This window comes from Halanaerobium saccharolyticum (assembly GCF_004362045.1).
Taxonomy (GTDB): Bacteria; Bacillota; Halanaerobiia; order Halanaerobiales; family Halanaerobiaceae; genus Halanaerobium; species Halanaerobium saccharolyticum_C.
In genome coordinates this window covers 58,666-83,134 of record NZ_SNWX01000013.1, presented here as the reverse complement: position 1 = coordinate 83,134, position 24,469 = coordinate 58,666, and the positions used below count along the sequence as shown (strand labels likewise).

The 24,469-nt window shown below is 33.5% G+C and carries 22 protein-coding genes; 1 reads left to right on the top strand and 21 read right to left on the bottom strand.

Annotated features, from left to right (window positions below; genetic code table 11):
• Window positions 1-170: 170 nt before the first annotated feature.
• On the top strand, window positions 171-770 hold the full coding sequence (locus tag DFR79_RS09290; RefSeq protein WP_133515227.1) for a 5' nucleotidase, NT5C type: 600 nt from the start codon (window positions 171-173) through the stop codon (window positions 768-770).
• Here DFR79_RS09290 and DFR79_RS09285 read toward each other — a convergent pair.
• From DFR79_RS09285 to rnc, 21 genes are all read right to left on the bottom strand, one after another.
• The gene (locus DFR79_RS09285; RefSeq protein WP_133515226.1) at window positions 729-2,378 is read right to left on the bottom strand and encodes a nucleoside kinase; all 1,650 of its coding nucleotides are present in this window, start codon (window positions 2,376-2,378) and stop codon (window positions 729-731) included. The genes DFR79_RS09290 and DFR79_RS09285 overlap by 42 nt on opposite strands.
• Complete coding sequence (gene queG / locus DFR79_RS09280) at window positions 2,368-3,465, bottom strand: tRNA epoxyqueuosine(34) reductase QueG (protein ID WP_133515225.1); 1,098 nt, start codon at window positions 3,463-3,465, stop codon at window positions 2,368-2,370. Before queG ends, DFR79_RS09285 begins: the two co-directional genes overlap by 11 nt.
• The gene (locus DFR79_RS09275) at window positions 3,455-4,597 is read right to left on the bottom strand and encodes an MFS transporter (RefSeq protein ID WP_133515224.1); all 1,143 of its coding nucleotides are present in this window, start codon (window positions 4,595-4,597) and stop codon (window positions 3,455-3,457) included. The genes queG and DFR79_RS09275 overlap by 11 nt, the downstream gene beginning before the upstream one ends.
• Window positions 4,598-4,602: 5 nt before the next feature.
• The gene (gene yfmH / locus DFR79_RS09270) at window positions 4,603-5,895 is read right to left on the bottom strand and encodes an EF-P 5-aminopentanol modification-associated protein YfmH (protein ID WP_243727755.1); all 1,293 of its coding nucleotides are present in this window, start codon (window positions 5,893-5,895) and stop codon (window positions 4,603-4,605) included.
• Window positions 5,892-7,163 carry an EF-P 5-aminopentanol modification-associated protein YfmF gene (yfmF, locus tag DFR79_RS09265; RefSeq protein WP_133515223.1) on the bottom strand — a complete coding sequence of 424 codons (1,272 nt, stop codon included), beginning with the start codon at window positions 7,161-7,163 and terminating at the stop codon, window positions 5,892-5,894. The genes yfmH and yfmF overlap by 4 nt, the downstream gene beginning before the upstream one ends.
• A gap of 6 nt (window positions 7,164-7,169) precedes the next feature.
• Window positions 7,170-10,010: a UPF0182 family membrane protein gene (locus DFR79_RS09260; protein ID WP_133515222.1), complete on the bottom strand. Its 2,841-nt coding sequence runs from the start codon at window positions 10,008-10,010 to the stop codon at window positions 7,170-7,172.
• Window positions 10,011-10,049: 39 nt separating this feature from the next.
• The gene (locus tag DFR79_RS09255) at window positions 10,050-11,348 is read right to left on the bottom strand and encodes an amidohydrolase (RefSeq protein WP_133515221.1); all 1,299 of its coding nucleotides are present in this window, start codon (window positions 11,346-11,348) and stop codon (window positions 10,050-10,052) included.
• 85 nt (window positions 11,349-11,433) lie between these two features.
• Window positions 11,434-11,739 carry a hypothetical protein gene (locus DFR79_RS09250; RefSeq protein WP_133515220.1) on the bottom strand — a complete coding sequence of 102 codons (306 nt, stop codon included), beginning with the start codon at window positions 11,737-11,739 and terminating at the stop codon, window positions 11,434-11,436.
• Between the two features lie 101 nt (window positions 11,740-11,840).
• On the bottom strand, window positions 11,841-12,350 hold the full coding sequence (locus DFR79_RS09245) for a ferritin (protein ID WP_133515219.1): 510 nt from the start codon (window positions 12,348-12,350) through the stop codon (window positions 11,841-11,843).
• Between the two features lie 95 nt (window positions 12,351-12,445).
• The gene (locus tag DFR79_RS09240; RefSeq protein WP_133515218.1) at window positions 12,446-13,807 is read right to left on the bottom strand and encodes a deoxyribodipyrimidine photo-lyase; all 1,362 of its coding nucleotides are present in this window, start codon (window positions 13,805-13,807) and stop codon (window positions 12,446-12,448) included.
• Window positions 13,801-14,616 (bottom strand): mechanosensitive ion channel family protein, encoded by an 816-nt coding sequence (locus tag DFR79_RS09235; RefSeq protein WP_133515217.1) that lies wholly within the window; start codon window positions 14,614-14,616, stop codon window positions 13,801-13,803. Before DFR79_RS09235 ends, DFR79_RS09240 begins: the two co-directional genes overlap by 7 nt.
• A 244-nt stretch (window positions 14,617-14,860) precedes the next feature.
• Window positions 14,861-15,160 (bottom strand): HU family DNA-binding protein, encoded by a 300-nt coding sequence (locus tag DFR79_RS09230; protein ID WP_133515216.1) that lies wholly within the window; start codon window positions 15,158-15,160, stop codon window positions 14,861-14,863.
• A 104-nt stretch (window positions 15,161-15,264) separates the two neighbouring features.
• A complete protein-coding gene (locus DFR79_RS09225) occupies window positions 15,265-16,296 on the bottom strand; it encodes an NAD(P)H-dependent glycerol-3-phosphate dehydrogenase (protein ID WP_133515215.1) in 1,032 nt (343 codons plus the stop codon).
• Window positions 16,296-16,913, bottom strand: coding sequence for a glycerol-3-phosphate 1-O-acyltransferase PlsY (plsY, locus tag DFR79_RS09220; RefSeq protein WP_133515214.1), 618 nt, complete (start codon window positions 16,911-16,913; stop codon window positions 16,296-16,298). The genes DFR79_RS09225 and plsY overlap by 1 nt, the downstream gene beginning before the upstream one ends.
• 9 nt (window positions 16,914-16,922) lie before the next feature.
• Window positions 16,923-18,239, bottom strand: coding sequence for a ribosome biogenesis GTPase Der (gene der, locus DFR79_RS09215; RefSeq protein ID WP_133515213.1), 1,317 nt, complete (start codon window positions 18,237-18,239; stop codon window positions 16,923-16,925).
• Window positions 18,232-19,530 (bottom strand): DUF512 domain-containing protein, encoded by a 1,299-nt coding sequence (locus DFR79_RS09210; protein WP_133515212.1) that lies wholly within the window; start codon window positions 19,528-19,530, stop codon window positions 18,232-18,234. The genes der and DFR79_RS09210 overlap by 8 nt, the downstream gene beginning before the upstream one ends.
• A 121-nt stretch (window positions 19,531-19,651) precedes the next feature.
• Window positions 19,652-21,907 carry a bifunctional 4-hydroxy-3-methylbut-2-enyl diphosphate reductase/30S ribosomal protein S1 gene (locus DFR79_RS09205; RefSeq protein WP_133515211.1) on the bottom strand — a complete coding sequence of 752 codons (2,256 nt, stop codon included), beginning with the start codon at window positions 21,905-21,907 and terminating at the stop codon, window positions 19,652-19,654.
• A 152-nt stretch (window positions 21,908-22,059) separates the two neighbouring features.
• Entirely contained in the window at window positions 22,060-22,647 is a 588-nt protein-coding gene (locus tag DFR79_RS09200) for a lysophospholipid acyltransferase family protein (protein WP_133515210.1), read from the bottom strand.
• Entirely contained in the window at window positions 22,644-23,303 is a 660-nt protein-coding gene (gene cmk, locus DFR79_RS09195) for a (d)CMP kinase (protein WP_133515209.1), read from the bottom strand. The genes DFR79_RS09200 and cmk overlap by 4 nt, the downstream gene beginning before the upstream one ends.
• 29 nt (window positions 23,304-23,332) lie before the next feature.
• Window positions 23,333-23,689, bottom strand: a complete 357-nt coding sequence (aroH, locus tag DFR79_RS09190) for a chorismate mutase (RefSeq protein ID WP_133515208.1) — start codon at window positions 23,687-23,689, stop codon at window positions 23,333-23,335.
• Window positions 23,690-23,708: 19 nt separating this feature from the next.
• Window positions 23,709-24,422, bottom strand: a complete 714-nt coding sequence (rnc, locus tag DFR79_RS09185; protein ID WP_133515207.1) for a ribonuclease III — start codon at window positions 24,420-24,422, stop codon at window positions 23,709-23,711.
• Between the last annotated feature and the right edge of the window lie 47 nt (window positions 24,423-24,469).

Below are 24,469 nucleotides of genomic sequence, written 5' to 3'. Positions count from 1 at the left end.
AGAAGATTAAAAGGATTTTTAGCTACTCGAGAAAACTTAATTCAACTATTTGAAGAAAGATATTAATTTATTTACACAAAATACTTGACGTTACCTGTTCATATTATCTAGACATAAAACTAAAAAAATGTTAATATAAGTTTAAGTAAATTATATATGAGGTGTTAAAAATGAAATACAATTTTGGTATAGATATTGATGGAGTTTTGACAGATGAAGGTCCAGATCATAATAGTATCTGGCAGCAGAAAATGAATGAGTTTTTTGATCGGGAAATAACTTTAAAAGAATACACTTATGATCTTAGAAAAGCTTTTGCAATCAATGATCAGGAATTAAATGAATTTATCCAGGAAAAAATAGAGGAAATATACAGCAGTGTAAAAGCTATAGATAAAGCCAAAGAGATACTCACTGAGCTTTACAATGAAGGGCATCGGCTAATTTTAATTACAGCCAGAAGTACAGAACATCGTGATTTAACTGAAAAATGGTTAGAAGAAAATAAGATACCCTATCATGAACTGCACCATGAAGAAAAAAAAGCTCCTCTGGCAGTAGAAAAAAATATTTCTCTATTTATTGATGATAAAAAAGAAAACGCACTGGAAATTGCCGCCGAAAATATTCCAGTAATTTTAGTCAGCAAGTATCATAATTATGATTTTGAAGGTAATAAACAGATTACAAAAGTTAATAGCTGGGATGAAATTAAAGAAAATATTGATCTATTCTTCTCTAAAAACACTCATCCCAGTAAACTCTCTTAAAATCGAAGTAAAAGGTACTTCTTTATCAGGTATAGCTTTAAAACTGCTTAAAATTTCCAGCAGTCGCTGTGCCTGATAATAATTTTTATTTGTTTTATCAATCTGCTTTAAAAGCGGCTCAACATAATTTTTAAGCACTGAAAGCTCATAAATCAAAGCTGAATTAAACATTACATCTGCATTTTCCTGATAGGGGAAAATGTTTTTTTCTTCGCCTTTACGGACCCCTCTCCATAAATTTAGCGTTTTAGCCGCAGATAATCCTCGATATTGATTATCTCTTACAATCCTGCGAATTAACCTGGTATCAGTTGTTGGTATTCTGTTATGACAGTCAATATTGAGTTGAGTTAAAGCACTAATATAGATTTTGAATTTCAAATCCTGTGGAATTACCTCAGTCATTTTATCGTTTAAGCCGTGAATCCCCTCAATTAAGATTGGCTGATCATCTTCCAGTTGTAAAAATTTACCGCTTTTTTCTCTAACTCCTTCTTCAAAATTGAATTTAAGTAGTTCAACTTCCTCTCCCTGAATCAATTTTAAAAGATGTTCATTAAATAGTTCTAAATTAATGGCCTTTATTGATTCAAAATCAGGTTCTCCATTTTTATCCAGTGGTGTATTAGCTCGATTAACAAAATAATTATCAACCGAAATCTGCACCGGCCGCAAACCATTAATTTTTAATTGGGTTGATAGTCGGTGAGTAAAGGTAGTTTTACCAGAAGAAGTTGGGCCGGCAATTAAGATGATTTTATTTCTGGGCATCCCACTTTTTATACGATCTGCTATTCCTGCTATTTTTTTCTCATGTAGAGCTTCTGCTATCCTGATCAGTTCATTATAATTTTTCTCTTCTACCACCTGATTCAATTCCACCACATTACTTATCCCCAGAATTTTACCCAATCTTTCATGCTCCAGAAAGACATTTGCCAGTTTAGGCTGTTCTATAAACTTTGGTACCTGTTTACTGCTGAAAAACTTGGGAAATAATAAGACAAATCCAGGAATCCTTAAATGCAGATCAAATTCTCTTAAATAAGAGGTGGAAGGTACCATATTATAATAAAAATAGTCATAGTATCCATCAAGTTCATAAAGAATATAATTACCATTATCCTGCTGTTTAATTAACTCTCTTCTAAAAGTACAATTTTCATTTTTGATAATTTCTAAAACTTCTGCCTTTTTCAATTTGTGTTTTTTTATTTTGTAATCAGCAGCAATAATTTCTTCCATCCGTTCTTTTATTTTATTTAAATCAGATTTACTCAAGCTGGACTTATTTTCTAATTCACAGTAAATACCGTTGCTGATAGAAATTTCAATTTTTAAAATTGAATCCGGAAAAAGCTCATAAACAGCCTTAGCCAGAACCAGAAAAAGACTGCGTCGATAAATTCTATTACCGAGTTCTGAATTAATTTTAACTGTTTCTATTTCAGCATCTCTATCCAGCTTTTCATTTAAATCATAAACTTCATTATCAATAATTACAGCCATCACATCTTTTTCATTTTCAATTTTACTTTCTGCAATTATTGCTTCAATACTGCTTTTTTCAATTATTTTTAATTTTTCGCCATCTAAATTAATATTCATTCTGTTCCTCCTTCTGCTCTAAAATCATAATCATCTTCTCTCTGTATTTCCTGTTATTCTCATTATTAATTGTTCTTTTAACAATTTTTTCTGCTTTTTTATAATCAATTTTGAGCAGTGCCAGAACTGCATAATAACGAATCACCGGAGAATTATCATTCAATTTTTCTTTAACTAAATCAAAATATTTTTCTTCTCCTAAATTTGCTGCTGCAATTAAAGCATTTCTTAATAAAATTCTGCTGCCTCTCCACATAATTGCTGTTTTTTTCAGTTCAGAAGGAGGGTTATTTCGATCTAATTTTAAAAAATATTCCAGATCACAGTTTAGAAAATGCAGCTCCTCAGCTGCGGTTTGGGCTGCATTTATATTATAGGGGCATTTTACCTGACAGACATCACAGCCCCAGATATGGGTACCAATTTTTTTTATTTCTTTCTGGCTTAATATTCCTTTTTTCTGAGTTAAATAAGAAATACAGTCTTCAGCATCTAATAAATATTCTGCTTTTAAAGCCTGACCCTCACAATTCTTGATACAGATTTGACATTCACCACAATCTAAATCAAGTGGAGTATCCGGTTCTATTTCTAAATCCATAAATATTTCACCAAGAAATAAAAATGAACCAAGTTTAGGATTAATCAACATAGAATTTTTTCCGATAAATCCAATGCCAGCTCTTTTAGCCAGAGCTCTCTCTAAAAAAGGAGCTGTATCGACAAATATCTTATAATTAAAATCCTGTGGCACCTCTTGCTGTATTTCTATAGCCAGTTTTTCCAGCTTATCCTGCAGATAGTTGTGATAATCTTTAACTGTTACATAATTGGATAAAAATGAGCTTCCACCACCATTACTATAACTTACAGCAGCTACTATAATTGACTTTAAGCCAGGAAAATGGAGCGCTGGTTTTGTCAGCTGGTCCAGATCCTGATTTGTAAATGGCTGGGGCCAGTATTTGCTGTGAGATCTTTTTTTTAGAATCTCACGCTCTTTTTCGAGTTCACTACCGTCTGTTATACGACAGAGATCAATATTTAAATCAGCTGCCTTTTTTTTAAATAACTTCTTAATCTGCATTGATTTTTAATTCCCTTTCCTTTTTTAAAAGATAAAAACTATAGATAATACCTGCAGCTGCAGAAATTAAGGACCAGAAAAAATACATATTTTCTCCCCCATAGAGCTGATATATTTTACCACCAATTAAACTTCCAGAGATAGCACTGACTCCCATAAAAACACCTGCATAAATATTTTGACCGGTTGCTCTAAATTTTTCTCCACTAATTTGATCAACATAATCAACCCCAACTGCAAAAAAGAGACCAAAGGTTATGCTGTGCAGCAGCTGTGAGAAAAGGATAATTGGATTATACGGAAATAGGGAAAGCATTAACCAGCGTAAAATAAAGCCCAGACTAATAACCACAATAATTTTGCTGAATTTATTGTTTTTAATAATTTTATCCGAAAAAAAGAAAGCCAGGATTTCGCTGGCAGAAGAAACGGTTAGAGCAATTCCTACCAGAAACTCTCCTCCTCCATGAGCTACTATATAAAGAGGAAAATAACTGTAGTTTGCATTCATAGATGTCTGCAGTATAAATACAAAAAACAAAAAATAAAGCAGGCGTCTTTTCTTGAAAATTTTCTTAAAATCACCGGGATCTAATACCTTAATTTTTCGTTTACTTTTTGGCAAAAACTTTAATAAAAATATTGATAAAATTAAAATAATACCATAAATATAAAATAAATTTGCTGATGAAGTTGCCTCCAGGAAGTAACCTAAAAGAGATACTGACAGCATATAACCAACTGAACCCCACAATCTAAACTTACCATAATAATTAGAATTATCTCCCAGATAATCTAAAAGCAAACTATCTGACAGAGGAATAATCGGGTTTTGAAATAAGGTGTAAAAAAACATGAGCAGCATTAAAACTTTAAAAGAACTCGTCTGAGGAAATAAGACTACTGTAGCCAGAGTACCAATTAGAGTTATCAATAAAACCTTTTTATTCTCGTGAAAATAATCAGTTAAAAAGCCCCAGAAAGGCATTAATAGTAAAGCAAAAATTCGTGGAATAGCATTAACCAGACCTATCTGAAAAGAATCAAGTCCTGCATCCTGAAAATAAATATTAAAATACCCAAATGCTGCCATAGTAATATAAAAAATGAAGTTATATAATTTGAAAGCCAAAAAAATCAGTCCTCATTTAAAATGATCGATTCAACCATAAAATCTTTATTAAATATTTTATCTGAATAGGCAAGTAATTCTTCTAGTGTAATATCTTCTATAATTGCCGCCAGCTCAAAAATATCAATACCCAGTCGGCGATAATTTATAAATTCTGAGGCCAGATGATTAAAATTATTGAACAATCTGATAAAACTACCCTGATATTTTCTTTTAATTCGCTGAAAGTTTTCTTTAATCTCATCATGATCTATATCAACTAGTTTTTCTTTAACTTTCTCCCGCATCTGATCAGGTTTATTAGTTTCTCCATGTAAATGGACATAAGCATAATCTGGCTTCTTATGGTAGCTGCAGGAAAAACTATTATCAATAATTCCCTGATCATAGAGCTCATTATAATTCTTACTGCTGCTGCCAAAAACTATATCCAAGAGCAGATTAACAATATATTCTTTTTTTATTATCTGAGCTGGATCTTCATTTTGAACTGGATCTTTAAAAGCAATCTGAACCATGGGGCGAGAAATATTCATTTTTTCTTCTACAAGTTTTTTAGCAACATTTTCTGGCTCCTCTTCAATAATTCTGACCGGGTTTTTAAAATGAGGAAAGTGCTTTTTTGCCTGATTTTCCCTGATTAAATTAATTATTCTCTGTGGATCAAGATCTCCAATTAAAATTAAATCCATATTAGATGGTAAATAAAAATTATAATAACAGATATATAAGTCCTCAGGTGTAATAGACATCACACTCTCTTCTGTACCTGCTATCTCATTTTTTACCGGATGTTTTGAATATAAAGCTGAAAGGAGATTAAAATAAGATTTCCAGTAAGGATTATCCTGGTACATTTTAATTTCCTGAACAATAATTCCTTTTTCTTTTTTTACATTTTGATCACTAAAATATGGATCCTCTACAAACTCAATTAAATTAATCAAAGAATCCTCAAAATTACTGCTGCTGGAAAATAAATAATTGGTGCTGTCAAAGTTAGTATAGGCATTTGCTGAAGCACCCAGATCAGCAAATTTATCAAAAATACTTTCTTCTTTATCTTCAAAAAGCTGATGTTCTAAAAAATGGGCAATACCCAGAGGCATATTTCTCCGGCGCCCATTTTTGACATCAATAAAATCAATATCATTGGATCCAAAATCTACTGAAAGCATTGCATACTGTTTTACATAATCTTTTTTTGGAAATATATAAATATTTAAACCATTATCTAATTTTGCTTTTACCAGTCTTTCATCCATATTTTTATTATAGATACTTTCCAAATTAATCATTCCTCACTTTTTAGTAAATATATAGTGTCCATCTTTAGTTTTTTAGCAACTGCTATAATATCATCTTCGTCAACTGCTTCCACTCCGGCAATTGTTTTCTTAATTGATTCTTCTTTATTATTAACCAGACTCAAAAGAAAATGAGCCGAAAGTGACTTATTGCTGTCTAAATCCTGTTTTAAATGATTAATGATACTCTTTTTAGACCGCAAAAATTCATCCTGACTGAACTTTCCCTTAATAACTGCTGCAATCTCATTTTTTACAACTTCAATTACCTTTTTATGATTTTCAGCATTAATCCCGCTATTAACTAATAATAACCCTTTGGTAGATTCGATGGAAGAACTCACATAATAAGCGAGACTTCTTTTTTCTCTAATTTCCTGAAAAAATCTGGAATGGGTGGAACCTCCTATCAGACTATTAAAAACTAACAGAGAATAATAATCTGGATCTTTGCGGGTAATTCCTGTTCTAAAGCCAATAGACAGTCTTGCCTGATTAACCCTCAATTCCTGCTCATAAAAATCAACGTCTTTATCCTGATATACAGCTTCTGTATTTTCATCAAAAATGTCAGCTCCGGCTTCTAAGTTGGTGTTTTCAAAAATATTTTCTACAAAAGAGCTTTTGAAATTTCCAACTAAAAACAGAGATCTTTTTGCTTCCTCAATTATTTTTTGATAATGATCATATAATTCCTGATTGCTAATTTTAGCAAGTGCAGAGACTGTTCCCATTTTATAAATGCCATATTTTTCGTTTTTACACATTCTGGTCAGACAATTTTCAACAGCAAAACTGTATTTGTCATTGATCAAGGATAAAATATCCTGTTTTAAAATTTCTTTCTCCTGTTCAAAAAATCTTTGTTTAAATTTCCCTCTTTCAGTTAAGGGATTGAAAATAATATCATTTAATAAATTAAAAGCATCAACAGTTAAATTGCTTTTGTGGGTTAAAAATTTTTCATTTACCATTTCCAGAGAAAATCTTAGAATCTGATTTTCTCCCCTTTTTAAAATATTAGAACTCATATTTGAACCATATAAATTTTCAAGTTCTGTTTTTATTAATTGATTATCATTATAATTTTTTGATCCCCGCTCCAGTACCGAAGGAATCAAAGCATTCATGGCTGCCTCTTTTTCGTTCTTAAGAGGCAGCATGAAGAATATCTGGACTAGATTTGTTTTGAATTTATCTGTTGCCAGATGATGCAAATTAAATCTATTTTCTTCGGTTTTAAATTCTAAATCATTCATAGATAATTACTCTCCTGTTCCGGATAATTGATTTAAGACTTCTCCTAATTGATTTATAGTTTCACCATAAGCTGCAAAGTCACCCTGCTGTAATGCCTGCTGAGCCTGCTGATAAAGTTCATTGGCTCGACTGATAAGTTCTGCCCTGTTGGCCGAATCTAAATTGCTTATTGCCTGATCTGTTTGAGGCCCCTGAGCAGCTTCAGAATCTGCTCCCGGTTGTCCTGGCTGTAGTGGTTGTCCCTCTTGGGTCAACTGCTGTACCTGTTCTATCTCTTCTGCGGCCACTGCTGGACTTTCATCACTTTTTAGTAATGCACTTAATGCCTCCTGTAAGTTTTCCCTCATTATAATTTCATTTTTATGGGCAACTATAACCCTGATCAGTTCTGGAATACCGCCATTTTCAGCCTGCAAAAAGATCGGTTCAACATAGAGTACGCTATTATTAATTGGAATGACAAGCAGATTACCTCTAATTACCCTGGATCCTCTCTGACTCCATAAAGTAAGCATTCGTGAAATTTCTGATTCCTGATCAATTCTTGACTCAATCTGACTGGGACCATAGATAAGCTGATCTTTAGGAAATCTATAGGTAAATAATTCGCCATAATGTTCACCATCATTACGGGCTGCCATCCAGGCGACCATATTATTTCTGTTGGCTGGAGTAAAAGGGGTCATCAAAGTAAATTCCGCTTTTTCTTCTCCAGGCAGCTGATTCATTATATAATAGGGCTCTACCGGAATTGTTGAACCCTGGTAGTTTTCCTGAGGAATTGCCCAGACATCTTCGCGATTATAATAAACCACAGGATCATCCATATGATAAGTGCTATAAATATTGGACTGGATTTTGAATAGATCCTGGGGATAACGAATATGCTGTCTCAAAGAATCCGGCATCTGATCGGCTGGTTTAAATAAGTCATCAAAAATCTTACTGTAGGTGGCAGCAATTGGATCATTTTCATCCATAATATAATAGTCCAGTGTCCCATTGTAGGCATCTACCACAACTTTTATTGAATTCCGGATATAATTCTCACTGCCATTGAAAGGCTGAGAATAAGGATAAAGTCCAGTGGTAGTATAGGCATCATAGATCCAGTATAATTGGCCCTCAGCGTGAACAAGATAAGGATCACTATCATACTTCAAAAATGGGGCTGCTTTTCTTACTCGCTGATGAATATTCCGATCGTACATTATCTGACTTTGATTATTTATGTCATCAGATAAAATCATTTTCAGTGTACCAAATCGAAGAGCATAGATAGCTTCTCTGAATAAGCCCTTAACCTCTACTCCACCTGTTCCCTCATATTGAGTAAAGACATTTTCTGCACCCATTGGGTAATGAAATTCAGTTTGATCTGTATTTACAATTACATACTTGTTTGTTTTTTCTCCATAATAAATTGAATTGTTCTTTAAGGTAATGTGTTCACTATTAGTTACAGGAGGAATATCCTGAACCAGAAACTCTGGGAGACCATTTTCTCTAACTTTACCAACTGGACTCATCGCAAATCCAAGACCATGAGTATATTTTAATGTCAAATTAACCCAGGTCTGTGCCTGAGTCGCTAGAGCATTCTGATCTAATTCTCTTGCACCCAGCATCACCTGAGTATACTTATCACCTAGCTGATAACGATCAACATCAATATCTTCAAAGGCATAATACTGTCTTAAAGCCTGAATCTGGTTATAGGTAGTCTGCAAAGGTCTGTGATCCCAGAGCCTAATATTATCAACTACTGTCTCATATTCCATTAATTCAGCATAGGTTAATTCAGACTGAGAAATTTTAAAATCTTTTGTCTGAACATTATCCAGCTCGTAAGCCTGCTGAGTCATTTCAATATTGTTTTTAATATACTCTTTTTCTAAACTAATTTCGTTTGGTTCAACCCGATACTGCTGTATAAAAGCAGGATAGATACCTGTAAAAATAATCGAAATACCAATCCAGGCAGCAATTCCCCAGACAAGTGGTTTATAGTTATTTTTAAATAAGCTGTAAAGTACTGCCAGAGCAACGAAAATTACTGTCACAAATAATATTTTATAGCCTAATAAAGTAGCATTTACATCTGTATAGCCAGCTCCAAAAACTACACCATCTGAGGAAAATAAAATATTATACATCTGGAGTCTATAATCCCAGGCTTTAAAAAGCAAAAACACAAAAACTAAAATTGACATATGCTTTTTAGCTCTGCTGCCCAGCTTATCTGATATCTCACTAAATGAGTGAATCCCGGTAAATATTATATAGATTGCCCCCACTAAAATTAAAGAGATAACTACTAAGACCATTCCCATTTCTCGCAAAAAAGTATAAAAAGGGAGGGAAAAAACATAAAAAGAAATATCATTATTAAAAATTGGATCTGCAGAATTAAACTTAGTTTTATTTAAATACTTCAAAACGATTTTCCAGCTGTTGCTGGAAATGGAAGAAAACAAAAAACCAAAAATCAAACTGGAAAATAAGTAGATTAAATTCAAACGTTTTTTATTAAGCCATTCAAAAATTTGATTTCTTTCTTCACCGAATAAATTTTCTACCCGATCATCACTTTTAATATTAATAAATTGGTTAATGGGTTTTTTGGTGAAATGTAAATTTAAATAAATTACAGCAGCAAAAATAGCTCCAATCAGCAGCCGCAAAATAAAATTAGAAAGAAACATAATAGTAAATGTTTTTTCAAAACCCAGTTCTTCAAACCAGAGCCAGTCCGTATAAATAGTTGCCCCTGAAGAAATAAAAATAGTTAGCAAAATAATCGCTACTATAAAAGTAGAGAGAAAAAACTTAATTGTTTTACTCATAATTTTCTCCTTTCAAATCTTTAATTTAATAATCAAAAACTAATTTAAGTTCGCAGCAATTTTAAAAGCCCTTTTTTCTGCTTCCTGATAAATTTTTTCTTGATCAAGTGTTTTGAGTTCATTATCTTCCATTAAAATTCTGCCAGCAGCAATAACTGTCTCAATACTGCGGCTGTCAGCAGCATAAAATAAGTTAGATAAATTATTGTGATGAGGATAATAAAAAGAATCTTTTTTTAAATTAATTAACTGAAGATCAGCCTGATAGCCCTCTTCAATTAAACCAACCTTATTGAGGGCGAGTGCATGAGCACCATTTATAGTTGAAATCTCTAAAATCATTTCAGTGTCAAGAGCAGTCGGATCCTCGTATTTTATTTTCTGGAGATAAGAAGCCATTTTAGCTTCTTCCAGCATATCCAGGGAGTTATTACTGGAAACCCCATCTGTGCCGAGACCAACACTAATTTCATTATCTAAATATTTTTTGATCGGTGCAATACCATTTGCAAGTTTTGCATTACTCATTGGATTATGGGCAATCTGAACTTTATTTTTTTTAAGAATTTCAAGATCTCCCTGCTCTAAATGTACACAGTGAGCAGCAAGTACATGATTATCAAAAAAATCGAAATCTGCCAAGAATTTAACGGGTGAACTCTGATGACTTTCCAGAGAATCTTTGACTTCTTTTTTGCTTTCAGATAAATGGATGTGAACAGGCAAATTATTTTCCAGAGCCAGCTCCCTGATCTGCTCTAAATAATTTCTGCCACAGGTATAGGGAGCATGAGGTGCCAGCATGGTTGTAATTCTACCATCAGCCTCGTTATTATAATCTCTAGCATAGTTGACAGCCTTAGTTAACCCCTCCTGACCATCATTTGCCTCAATCAATCCCTCTGCTAAAACTGCCCTGATTCCGCTTTCTTCAACTATTTTAGCAACTCTATCCATTGCAAAATACATATCAGAAAAAGTTGTAGTCCCTGTTTTTATCATTTCCATCACAGCCAGGGCTGTTCCCCAGTAAATATCTTCTGGGCTCATTTTGCCTTCAAAAGGCCAGATTTTATTCTGCAGCCATTTATTTAAGGGCATATCATCAGCATAACCCCGCATTAGTGTCATAGCTGCATGAGTATGAGTATTAATAAAACCGGGTAGGACGATTTTGTCGGCTGCATCAACCAAATAATCATAACCTATATTCTGATCAAGCTGAGCCATACTGTCAATTTTTTTGATAATCTGATCTTCTATTAAAATAAACTGCTCCTTTTTGACTTCCGAAAAAGGACTGTGAATTTCAGCAATATTTTTTATTAAAGTTTTCAAAATTTACATCCTTTCAAAGAAAATTTACGGATTAAAGTTAGATTGATAAACTGATGATCAAAAATATATAATATAAATCCAGAAATTAATTTTTCTCAAATTCTTCTTTACTAATTATTTTTCCATCTTTGATTTCTTGATTTTTAATATTATATCTCTTATCAAATTCCAGATGAAGTTCAATTTTGTTATAACAATTATCACAGACTACCATTTTTCTAATTTCATAAGCAGCATCCCGATTATCTTCATATATTTTTTGAATATCATAACTTTTTCTAAATAAAAGCTTCATCTGATTTCCACATTTATCATCTTCAATATAAACATCAATTAGCTTGGACTGACTTCCTCCACTAAAAATTGATTTTATTTTATCAATTATTCCCATTTTTGAGCCTCCTTTTGCCACCAATATCCTCCAGTAAAGTATTCAAAGAGATATACCTACAGAAAATAGATATATCTCTAATTTTAATTAATTAACTTAAATTATTCTTCTTCTGCAGGAGCTTGTGTTCTGGCGCCAAGTTTATCATCCATCATAAATAAACTCTGTGTTGAATCTCCAACTAATCTTAATTTGTCAACAATTTCTCCAAAAGTATCTTCTTCTTCTACCTGTTCGTCAACAAACCACTGAAGAAAAGAATGGGTTGCATAATCTTTTTCCTCTTCCGCTAGAGCAACTAAATCGTTGATCATTGCGGTAACTTTTTCTTCATGTTCCAGAGAATCCTCAAAAACTTCAAGATTAGAATTCCAGTCACTTTTTGGTTTTTCTATTCCATCTAAAATAACTCTGCCTCCTCGTTCATTTACAAAATCATAAATTTTACGAGCATGAGCCTGTTCCTCTTCAGCCTGAAGATCCATCCAGCTGGCAAAACCCTCCAAGCTTTTATCTTCAAAATAGGCTGCCATAGATTGATATAAATAAGCCGAATACAATTCTGCATTGATTTGTTCATTTAAAGCTTTTTCTACACTTTCTTTTAACATATTATTACCTCCATAATTAAAATTCAAAAAACTCTTCTTTATATTACTAATTCAACAATAATTACTAATATCCTGCTTTTTTTAACCGGATAAAGTTATTCCAGTTTATTAATTTTGCTCAGGTATTGGTCCATATCAAACTTTCTTTCCAGACCACCAGCATTCATATACCTTATCTTACCAAAAATTTTTCTTTCCTGCCAGGCTCGATCATGTTTTGAAAAAACCCAGGCCACTCCAGCATAGCTGTTGGGATCTCTACCATCAAGCGAATATTTATTATTTAATTTTAATGTACGCTGATAGGCTGTCTCAGGATCAGCTGTCCATTCCAAAATCTTTTTACCCCAGTACATCCGCATATAATTGTGCATCTTACCTGTGATCATCATCTCTTTTTGGGCTGCATTCCAATATTTATCATGGGTTTCTGCATTTGCTAATTCCTGATAGTTATAAAGATATTCTCGTTCATCATTTTTGTGTTTCATTAGAGACTGATAGGCCCAATCGTATAAAATATTTTTTAAACTTCCATCATAATTCTGATTGTAATAGACAAAATTAAAAGCAAGCTCACGGCGAACAATAAGTTCTTCTAAAAAAGTTTCTGCCTCAGATTCAGAATCCAGAGCTTCCAGAGCAACTTCCTGAGCGGATATCTGACCAAAATGTAGATATGGACTTAAATCAGATTGATAGTTAAGATGTGGAATATTTCTTTTCTGGTCATAGTCCTTCAGCTTATTTTTAACAAAATCTTCGAGTTTCTGTCTGGCCGGCTGATAACCACCTACAAAATAATTATCATAGCTAATTCTTTCTTTAAATTCCATCTGTTCTAAATACCGATCTAAATCATCAACAAAATTTAAACCTGAATCATTTAGCTGTATTTTGGCTTTATTTTGCAGCTTTTCTCGCTGATATATTTTTAAATATTTAGCTCGTATACTATTTATTTTTTTACGAATAGTGTAGGCTGCATACTCCTCTTTATCACTAACTTCCTCAATTGGGCAGACTAAATTGCTTTCCACCAGATAAAAAGGAACTGCAAGTTTTTGCGCAGCTTCTTTTTTCCACTGACGCAGATGTTTTAAATATACCTTTTCGCTAACAACCAGAGATGCTTTTCCAGTTATTTTTTCTAAATCCTCAAGTTTTTGATAATCAACTATATAAAAATTGCACTCAGCAGCCTTCAAATCATCTTTAATCTCCTGTAAACCCTGCAGCATAAACTTGAAATGTCCGTATTCAGCTTCTGGAAAATTAGAGTTGATTAAGAAAAAAATTAAGAGAGGCTGATTTAATTGGTTTGCTTTTTCGACAGCATAGCCCAGAGCCTGATTATATTCCAGGCGCTGAGATGACTGCATCCAGTAAGCTACAAATTCTTTTTTCTTCAATTCAGCCTCATTAATTCTTTCTATTCTATTTTTATCAACTAACAAAGTTTGGTTCCCTCATCAAAATGAAGATCCAATTGTGGATATGGAATACCAATTCCAGCTTCATCAAAGGCATCTTTAACATCTTCGTGCATATCATAAAAAACTGTCCAGTAATCAGGTCCCTTAACCCAGACTTTACAGGCAATATTAATTGAGCTGCCGGCATGTTCAACAACCCTAATAATTGGCTCTGGATCATCTAAGATCAGATCATGTTTGTCAGCTAAATCTTTTAATAAAGAAATTGCTTGATGAAAATCATCATCATAACCGATGCCAAATATCAGATCAACTCTTCGCTCACTCATAGCAGAAAAATTTGTGATACTGCTGTTTGAAATATTACTGTTTGGAATCATAATTTTCTTATTATCAAAAGTTGTAATAATAGTATAAAGAATCTGTATTTCCTGCACTTTTCCTTTATGGCCTGCAACTTCTATGGTATCTCCCGCAGTAAACGGCTTAAAAATGAGCAGTAAGACTCCACCAGCAAAATTAGACAAACTGCCCTGTAGAGCCAATCCTACTGCAAAAGAAGCTGCTCCCAGAACTGCAATAAAGGATGTGACTTGAATCCCTATTGTAGAAGCAATTGAAATAAACAGCATAATTAGCAGAACTGCTCTGGTAATAGACATTAAAAAACTGGTTAATGTTCGCTCAAATTTACCCTGAATATTTTTTTCTAAGAGGTTAACAATTAATTTAACCACCCATAAACCGACAATTAATAAAACAACTGCCAGCAGGAATTTCATCCCATAATCTGCAGCAATTGCCTGTAAACCAGATGTTATTTGATTCATAATTTTTTCCTCCTTATTCCAATTTTTATCATAAAGTAAACTTTTTAAAATTTATATAGCTTACTATATTAATTTCTAGTTAATTACTGACATTCCTGCAAATAATTAATTTTATTTTAGTAAAAATCCCCGATATAATTAAAAAAATCCCTATTTATGATTAAAATCATAAATAAGGAAATTTAAGATGTAGATAAAAAGAAGAACCGGAAATTTCCGGTCCCTCAATAAGTAATTTTAAATCTTAAACATCAACTGTCTCTTTAAAAGACTTACCACTTCTAAATACAGGCACTTTACGTGCTGGAATTTCAATTTCTTCCCCAGTTTGAGGATTGCGTCCTTTTCTGGCACTTCTATCTTTTACTTCAAAAGTACCAAACCCAATTAACTGTACATTATCACGATTATCTTCGGCCTTTTTAGCTTCAGACTTCAAGTGATTCATGATAGTATCAATTGTTTCGTTAACTACTTCCCCTGTATCTTTTTTAGTGATACCAGTTTTTTCTGCAACGGCATCAATAAGTTCATTCTTAGTCATGGAAATTCACCCCCTTTTAAAACTAAAACTTTTACTGTCATTACTTATTATTCTCGTTATAACAGCGATTTCCTGCTTGATTAAAGAAAAAATTTATAAAATTTCTAGATATTCCATAAGGAATTATCTACAACCGATTCCATTTCGTGTTTTTTGCTTCTTAACATCAGCTCTTCTACAGCCTGATAGGGATCCTTGCCTTTAAATAAAACCTGATATACCTGCTTAGTGATCGGCATCTCTAAATCAATCTTTTCTGAGTCTAACCAATTATAAATAGCCCGAGCGGTCTTGACCCCTTCTACCACCTGATTAACCTCTTCCTTTGCTTCCGAAAGAGTTTTGCCTTTACCAATCTCAATCCCAAAACGGCGGTTGCGGCTGTGCATACTGGTACAGGTAACAACAAGATCTCCCATACCTGATAGTCCAACCAGAGTTAAATTTTTAGCTCCATGATAATTTACAAAACGGCTCATTTCATTCAGCCCTCTTGTAATCAAAGCAGCTCTGGTATTATCTCCAAAATTTAAACCATCACAAATGCCACTGGCCACAGCAATTACATTTTTTAAAGCACCACCAAGTTCTACTCCCCTGACATCAGGATTGGTATAAACCCTAAAATAATTAGACATAAATAGATCCTGAACCCTTTCTGCTGCCTCTTTATTTTTGGCAGCAGAAACTATAGCTGTCGGCAGCTGTTCCATAACCTCTTCTGCATGGGTAGGTCCTGATAAAACAACCACATTCTTAAAACCAGCTTCTTTAATCATCTGGGAATTAGTTTTAAATGATTCTTCCTCAATTCCTTTGGCTGTAGAAACTATTATTACATCTGAATTTATTAAACTCTGTATTTGTTTTAAAACACTGGTTAGAGCCTGAGTAGGCACTGATATAACAACTAGTTCAGCCTCCACTAAAGCAGATTCTAAATTATTAAAAGCAGTTAAATTATTATTTAATCTATGTTCAGGGAAATATTTAAAGTTTCGCTGCTGCTTATTAATTGAATCAACCACCGCCTTATCCCTGGCATATAATTTTACTTCTTCTCCATTTTCAGCAAGCAAATTAGCCAGGGCTGTTCCCCAGCTGCCGGCTCCAATTACTGTAATCGTTGAACTCATTACTTTTTACCACTCTTTCCTAATTTCTCCGGGTCCATTCTGTTTTCTTCCCCTTTAAGCAGCCGTTTAATATTTTCACGGTGAGTATACATTACAAAAAGAGATAACAAAACCGCAAAAATAACATGTTTGCTGTCAAAAGAGCTAAAATAAAGAGTTAACGGAAGCGACATAGAACCAATAATTGAGCCCAGTGATACATATCTGGTCATAAAGACTAATAAAATCCAGATTATTGCATAGATTAAAAAGGCCAAGGGATACAACCTCAAAATAACACCAAAGGTTGTAGCAACACCCTTACCACCGGAAAAGCCAAGAAATAACGACCAGTCATGACCGGCAATAGCAGCCACAGCTACAAATAAAATAGCAGTTGATAAACTGCTGCCTAATATAAGCTGCCCAACTAAGACACCTAAATATCCTTTTAAGATATCGAAAACTGCAACTAAAACACCGGCTTTTAAACCCATTACCCGCGCTACATTTGTTGCTCCAATATTTCCACTTCCATACTCCCTGACATCTTTTTTCATTACATATTTGGTTAACAGAAAACCGGATGGAATTGAACCAATTAAATAACTAAATAAAATAGCAAAAAATATCTGCATGGGAACCTCCTATTTTCGTTGTTTTAATTTAAAATGCATTGGATTTCCTACATAACCAAAAGCTTCTCGAAGTACATTTTCTAAATATCTCTGATAAGCAAAATGCATTAAATTGGGATCATTAACAAAGAAAACAAATGTTGGAGGTTTAATACCAACCTGACTTCCATAATATATTTTAAGCCTTTTACCTTTTCTACTTGGTGGTTCACGCAGCTGGACTGCTTCGGAAATAACTTCATTTAAAATACCTGTTTTAATCCGGAGATTACTCTGATCTACCACAAATTCCACCAGTGACAGAAGTTCGTCTATTCTTTCTCCCGTAATAGCAGAAATATAGGTTACAGGAACATAATTCAAAAACTTGAGCTGATAATATACCTCATCAGTATATCTCTCCATTGTATTAGTATCTTTCTCCATCAAATCCCATTTGTTAATTGCAATAACCATTGCTTTACCTTCATCATGAGCATAGCCAGCTATCTTTTTATCTTGATCGGTTACACCTTCCTGAGCATCAATCATCATTAAAACAGCATCAGCTCGGTCAACTGACCTTAAAGCTCTCAAGTTACTGTAATATTCAACATCTTCTTTTACCTTAGATTTTCTTCTTAAACCAGCAGTATCAATAAAATTAAATTGTAGATCATTCCATTCAATCAAAGTATCAACCGCGTCTCTGGTTGTTCCGGGCATATCACTGACAATAACTCGTTCTTTACCCACTAAATGATTAATTAAACTTGATTTACCAACATTAGGTTTACCAATTACTGCAATATTAATTTTATCCTCATCAGAGTCTTCTGCTTCAGTCTCTGGTAATTTATCTATAACATCATCCAGTAGTTCACCTGTGTTTTTACCATGTTCCGCTGAAATGAGTACCGGATCACCAAAACCAAGCGAATAAAACTCCCAACCAATTTCTTCCTGATTAGAAAAGTCTTCAACTTTATTAACAACTAAAATGACTTCTTTATTTGTTCTATATAGGAGTTGAGCAATATCTTCGTCAACTCCTGTCATTCCCGTTTGAGAATCAACAACAAACAAAATAATATCAGCCTCTTCCATAGCCAGTTCAGCCTGATATTTAATCTGATTTTTTATTTTATCATTATCATGGAGAACTATTCCACCTGTATCAATAACATTAAACTTTCTTCCCAGCCAGTCAGTCTCTCCATAAATTCTATCCCGGGTTACATTAGGTTCTCCCTCCACAATTGCTCTGCGGCCACCCACTAGTCTATTAAAAAGAGTAGATTTACCAACATTTGGTCTTCCCACAATTGCTACTGTAGATTTAGCCATTTTTAATCACCTCCATAAATTCTTTGATATTACTAACAAACTCTATCTTATATCCAGATAACTCATCTAAAAAGTCTTCTTTTTTTACTTCATCCAGAAATTTCATCTGATCATTTAAAACAATATCCGGTATAAAAATTTTATCATATTTATTAAGCTTGATTTTTTTTATTTCAGCTTTTAAATCCTGAGCAGTCAAAAGTCCGGCTACTGTCACCCTTTCCCCAAAAAAATCATTTTTAACTACTTTAAAATCAAGTTCAAGATGAGCAATATTTTTTAAACTGTCAGCAAATTTTTTCAGAGATTTTTCTCCTAAAACAGATGTCATAATCGCAATCCTTTTCTTTTCTGTTAAAGAATCAGGAAAACTAATTTCTTTTATCTGTTCATTCAGTAAAGCTGTTAGCCCAATCCCATTTTCCAACTGCGGAAAATCATTATAATTATTATAATCGGGCAGCCCAAACTCAGTATTTAAATAAAACTCATCAGCAGCATAGATAAAGTTTTCATCGTACTTTTCCACAGCTTTCTGCTGCCAGTATTTTATCTGCCCCAGTGAATTTTTCATTTCTTGCTCAGTTAAGGTTCTTAAATCAGCCAGACCATCTCTGTACCTGGTCAAGCCAACCGGAACAATACCAATTGATAATATCTGAGGATAAAAATCTAAAAGGTCAGCTAAAGTTTTATCCAGTTCTGCTTGATCATTATAACCGGGGCAGAGTACAATCTGAGTATGAAACTGAATATTATGCTTCTGAAATAAATTAAGTAATCTATTTATTTCTCCCGCCCTGGGATTCTTCATCATCTCAATCCTTAATTCAGGATTGGTGGTATGAACCGAAACATTAATTGGACTCAAGTTTTTATCAATTATTCTTTCGATTTCTCTCTGTTCTAAATTAGTCAGAGTCACAAAACTACCCTGTAAAAAAGAAAATCGATAATCATCATCCATCTGGTTTAAACTATTACGCATGTTTTGAGGCTGTTGTTTGACAAAACAAAAAATACAGTTGTTTTTACACTGTTTTAAACCATCAAATATAATTTCTTTAAACTCTATACCTAATTCCTCTCCAGGCTGACGCTGTAATTCAATATTTTTTCTTTGATTATTTTTAGTTTCAATTTCCAGCTCAATAACTGGCTCAGAAATCTGATATAAATAATCTATATAATCATTTATTTTTTGTCCATTAATGGTAATAATCTTATACTCTTCCTTTAATCCTGCTTTATCAGCGGTAGAATTTGGGATGACCTTTTCAATTTTAACCATAGTGCTTCTACCTCCTGTAAGCTTGATAATATCACATTTACTGTAATTAGGCAATAATCTGCAGTAAGCATAAAAAAACCCGCCGCCCATAGAATTAAGGGACAGCGGGTGCCTTTTTTAATTATTCACCCTGGTCAAAAATATCTCCAACAATTTCTCTAATAGTAGCTCCACCTGAGGAACTATCATCACTTTTATTACTCTGTGATTTACTACTACTGCTTGAACTTTGAGAACTGCTGCTGGATTCTTTTTTAGGTTCAGGCTTTTCTTCTAACTCTTTTAAGCTTAAACCTACTCTTTCCTGATCAGCATCAATATTAATAATTTTTGCTTCTCTTACATCACCAACACTAACTACTTCATCAGCAGTTTTAACATGACGGTGTGATAACTGAGAAATATGAATTAGACCTTCAATGCCCTTTTCAACTTCCATAAAGGCACCAAAATCAACAAGTTTAGTAATCTTACCTTCAATAACTTCTCCTTCATAGTGCTTCTCAGCAAATTCTTCCCATGGATCAGGTAAAAGCTGCTTTAAGCCGAGAGAAATTCTTTCCTCTTCTTTGTTAACTCCAAGAACCTTAACTTCAACTTTTTCTCCTTCAGAAAGCACTTCAGATGGGCTTTCAATCCTACCCCATGACATTTCTGAAATATGAAGCAGGCCTTCTATTCCACCCAGGTCAATAAAGGCACCAAAATCAACTAACTTGGTAACTGTACCTTCTACTGTCTGACCTTCTTCTAAAGAGGCTAGAGTTTCTTCTTTCTCAGCTGCTCTCTCTTTTTCAAGAACTTTTTTAGCAGAAAGAACAACATTATTGTTATCTCTTTCAACCTCGATGATCTTAAGGCGCATTTTTTCGCCAACATAGTCGCTTAAGTCATCAACATAGCCAATCGCAACATGAGAAGCAGGGATAAATCCTCTGACTCCTACATCTACAACCAGACCACCTTTAACTTCTTTTGTAACTTCAGCTTCTATGATTTCGTCATTTTCATATGCTTCTTCAATTTTTTCCCACGCCTTCTCATAATCTGCCTGCTTTTTAGACAAGATCATATTACCTTCATCATCTTCTAAAGTTAAGATAACTACTTCAATCTCTTCGTCCATACTCACAATATCATGAGCGTCTTCTACAGGACGATGACTCAAATGGCGTAATGGAATAAATCCATCTGTTTTATAATTAACATCAACATAAACACCATTATCATTGATTTCAACTACAGTACCAGTAACTTTCTGACCTTTGCTTAAATCAGCAATATCATTATCGCTATATTTAAATTCAGCCTCTTCTTCAGTTTCAGCATCTTCTTCTGCTTCTTCTTCGACAGATTCTACTGCTTCCTCACTGTTATCAGCTTCTTTTTCCTCTGTAGTTTCTTCAGTTTTTTCAGTTTCTTCTGTTGTCTCTTCAGTCTCTTCTACTGTCTCTTCTGTCTCTTCTACCTCTTCTAAAACTTGTTCCTCTTTTTCCTCTGTGTTCTCAGTTGACTCAACATTTAGATCTTTGTTTTCTTCGTTCATTAACTGAATAACCTCCCTTATTAACCAGTCTGGAGTCGATGCTCCAGCTGTAATTCCAACTTTATTTTTTCCAGACAACCACTCTTTATTAATTTCAGCGGCTGTTTCTATATGATAAGTAGGGGTGTTTGTGGCTGCACAAATTTCTGCAAGCCTGGTTGTATTAGCACTATTATGACCCCCTATTACAAACATGATATCTACATCCTCAGCTAATTTTTTGGCTGAAGACTGACGTACATCTGTAGTATTACAAATAGTGTTAAAAACTTTTAACTCTTTAACTTCTGTTATAACTAAATTAATAATATCCCTAAAAGACTCAGGAGATTTTGTTGTTTGAGCTACAAAACCAACTCTAGCTTTTAGCTCAATAGAATTTAAATCCTCTTTTTCTCTAATTATAATTGCTTTTTTATCACTTGCCCCATAAATTCCCTGAACTTCTGGATGATCTTGATCACCATAAATAAAAGTTTGATAGCCCTCATCTACCAGTTTTCTGGCATATTTTTGAGCATTTTTTACATAGGGACAGGTAGCATCTATAATCTTTAGATTTTTCTCTCTTGCCTGTTCTATAATTTCTGGAGCAACTCCGTGAGAACGGATAATTACTATTCCAGAATCAATTTCGGCAAGTGAAGAGGCGACTTTCACATTTTTAGCTTCCAATTTCTTTACAACCTGTGGATTATGAATCAGCGGACCCAGTGTGTAGACATTCAGATCTTCATTTTCACTGGCTGCTTCCAGAACCAGATCAATAGCTCTTTCCACACCAAAACAAAATCCAGCCTCTTCTGCTGTAATAACCTCCAGAACCTTCACCTCCTTCCAGCACAACACCAACAAGTAACAATATATCCTAAAAATATATAGGATACCTCTTAGACATTTTTCTCTATTAACTTCTAAAATCCTGCTTTAAATCCAAAAAAATTATAAAAAGCTTAAAATAATGATATTATTAATAATCATTATTATTTATTTATCTCTTTTCGAATTTTACTTTTGATAAATTGTGCTGCTTTTTTTCTCTCATCTTTACTCAATCTTTTACTTGGAAATTGTTCCATAGTGAATTTTTGTCCGATATTAATGGTGATCCTGCCGTCTTTTTTTACATTTTTAATTCCCACTGGTAAAATCGGAGCTCCACTTTTTATAGCCAGCATAACTGAACCAGCTTTAGGATCACCAAGTTTACCTTCCGGATGTCTTGTTCCCTCGGGAAATAAGCCCAGAACTTCCTGGTCCTTAAGTAGCGAAAGAGCCTTTTTTACAGCAGTAATATCATTTTTACTGCGGTCAACCGGAAAAGCATCAGCTAAAAAGAGAACAAAACGAATAATAGGATTTTCAAAAAGTTCTTTTTTTGCCATGAATCTTACCGGTCTCGAAAAAATTGCTGCCAGTAGTGGAGGATCAAAAGCACTAATATGATTTGACATCACAATCACTGCTCCCTGTTCAGGCAGATTTTCTTTACCATTAATCTTTATTCTAAAAAATATTTTAAAAACAACTAAAAGAAATATCCTAATTGACTGATAAACAAAATTTTTCACTTTGAGTCACCTTCAATAATTGTTATCATCTGATCAAGGACCTGATCAATAGATAAATTAGTTGTATCTACTAAGATAGCATCCTCAGCTTTTTTTAAGGGTGAATGTTTCCGCTCACTGTCTAATTTATCTCGCCGGGCAATGCTTTTTTTTATTTTTTCAAAATATGCTTCGTTATCTTTTGATTTAATTTCCTGATATCGTCGTTTTGCTCTTTCTTCCAGAGAAGCAGTCAAAAAGAATTTATACTCAGCCTCAGGCAGAACCACTGTTGTAATATCTCTACCATCCATTACAACCATATTATTTTGAGCAAGCTGCTGCTGTTTTTCTACTAAAATTTCTCTTACACCCTTGATCAAAGCAATCTGAGAAACATGGCTGTTAACCTCAGCTGTTCTAATCTCCTCAGTGACATTTTCTCCATTCAAAAATATTTCTCCATTTTCGTCAAAAGTAATATCAATACTTTTTGCCAGTTTCACTAGTTTATTTTTTTGATCAAAATCAATATTATTTTTTATAGCAGCCAGAGTTAGAGCTCGATACATTGCGCCAGTATCAAGGTGAATATAATTTAATCTTTCAGCCAGCAATTTTGCAATAGTACTTTTGCCTGCACCACCCGGGCCATCGATAGCTATTACATTTTTCATTTATTTCACATCACCTTTTAAATTTTTGTTTATTCGACTAAATCAGGTCTTAATTTTTTAGCATTTCTTAAATATTGATGTTTTACCTGACGTTTATCTCTATTTCCATCTACATGTACTAATAATCTTATCATTTTTTGACTACTCATTTCAACCTTCATTTCCTGCATACATAAAATTGGAGTTAAATTATATCCGATTTCTCTTAATGCTTTGCCAGGATAAACTTTAGTTAAATCATCAGTTGTTGTAGTAATTATACTGATTAGATTTTCTTTTTTTAAATCATTTTCCTGCATCAGGCTCTGCATTATTTCTTTTGTAGCCTCTATTATATCTTTTTCAGTATTAGCTTTAACACTGATAGCTCCTCTTATTGCATACATTCTATTATCCTCCAATTAACTAATCAAGTTTATTCAATTTATCTAAAGCAACTTTTGCTGCTTCCTGTTCAGCTTCTTTTTTACTTGATCCCTGGCCGGAACCAAGACTATCTTCATTTAATTTTACAGCAACTATAAATGTCTTATTATGATCTGGACCTTCTTCATCAACCACTTCGTATTCAGGTCGTACATTACCATTTTCCTGAATTACTTCCTGCAGTATAGTTTTATAATCCTGGATATGATTACCCTCTGCCACATTTATAATATCAACTTTAAGGAGTTCCAGTATAAAATCAGCTGCTGCTGTAAAACCCTGATCAAGATATAAAGCACCAAAAATCGCTTCCATTGTATCTGCTAAAATAGAATCCCTTTCTCTACCACCTGTCATTTCTTCACCCTTACCCAGGAAGAGAAACTGTCCCAGTTCAATTCTTTTGGCAACCTCTGCTAAAATCGGAGCACTTACAATAACTGCTCTCATTTTCGCCAGTTCTCCCTCTGGTAAATTAGAAAATTTGTTAAAAATATAGGTGCTAACCGAAAGACTTAAAACAGAATCCCCCAGAAACTCTAAACGTTCATTATCCTTCAAATTAAGACGTCTGTTCTCATTAGGGTAAGACTTATGAGTCAGAGCCCTCTGAATTAATTTTTTATCTTTAAAATCTAAATCAAGACTGGTTTCAAATTTATTAATTTTTTCTTTATTAAACAACTCTCCCATTTATATATCACCATCCATTAAAATAAATAAAAGGGATGAAAACCCCC

Coding starts and splice junctions, on each gene's coding strand:
- DFR79_RS09290 (WP_133515227.1), top strand. CDS start 171: ATGAAATACAATTTTGGTATAGATATTGATGGAGTTTTGACAGATGAA.
- DFR79_RS09285 (WP_133515226.1), bottom strand. CDS start 2,378: ATGAATATTAATTTAGATGGCGAAAAATTAAAAATAATTGAAAAAAGC.
- queG (WP_133515225.1), bottom strand. CDS start 3,465: ATGCAGATTAAGAAGTTATTTAAAAAAAAGGCAGCTGATTTAAATATT.
- yfmH (WP_243727755.1), bottom strand. CDS start 5,895: ATGATTAATTTGGAAAGTATCTATAATAAAAATATGGATGAAAGACTG.
- yfmF (WP_133515223.1), bottom strand. CDS start 7,163: ATGAATGATTTAGAATTTAAAACCGAAGAAAATAGATTTAATTTGCAT.
- DFR79_RS09260 (WP_133515222.1), bottom strand. CDS start 10,010: ATGAGTAAAACAATTAAGTTTTTTCTCTCTACTTTTATAGTAGCGATT.
- DFR79_RS09250 (WP_133515220.1), bottom strand. CDS start 11,739: ATGGGAATAATTGATAAAATAAAATCAATTTTTAGTGGAGGAAGTCAG.
- DFR79_RS09245 (WP_133515219.1), bottom strand. CDS start 12,350: ATGTTAAAAGAAAGTGTAGAAAAAGCTTTAAATGAACAAATCAATGCA.
- DFR79_RS09235 (WP_133515217.1), bottom strand. CDS start 14,616: ATGAATCAAATAACATCTGGTTTACAGGCAATTGCTGCAGATTATGGG.
- DFR79_RS09230 (WP_133515216.1), bottom strand. CDS start 15,160: ATGACTAAGAATGAACTTATTGATGCCGTTGCAGAAAAAACTGGTATC.
- DFR79_RS09225 (WP_133515215.1), bottom strand. CDS start 16,296: ATGAGTTCAACGATTACAGTAATTGGAGCCGGCAGCTGGGGAACAGCC.
- plsY (WP_133515214.1), bottom strand. CDS start 16,913: ATGCAGATATTTTTTGCTATTTTATTTAGTTATTTAATTGGTTCAATT.
- der (WP_133515213.1), bottom strand. CDS start 18,239: ATGGCTAAATCTACAGTAGCAATTGTGGGAAGACCAAATGTTGGTAAA.
- DFR79_RS09210 (WP_133515212.1), bottom strand. CDS start 19,530: ATGGTTAAAATTGAAAAGGTCATCCCAAATTCTACCGCTGATAAAGCA.
- cmk (WP_133515209.1), bottom strand. CDS start 23,303: ATGAAAAATGTAATAGCTATCGATGGCCCGGGTGGTGCAGGCAAAAGT.
- aroH (WP_133515208.1), bottom strand. CDS start 23,689: ATGTATGCAATAAGAGGAGCTATCAGTGTTAAAGCTAATACTGAAAAA.
- rnc (WP_133515207.1), bottom strand. CDS start 24,422: ATGGGAGAGTTGTTTAATAAAGAAAAAATTAATAAATTTGAAACCAGT.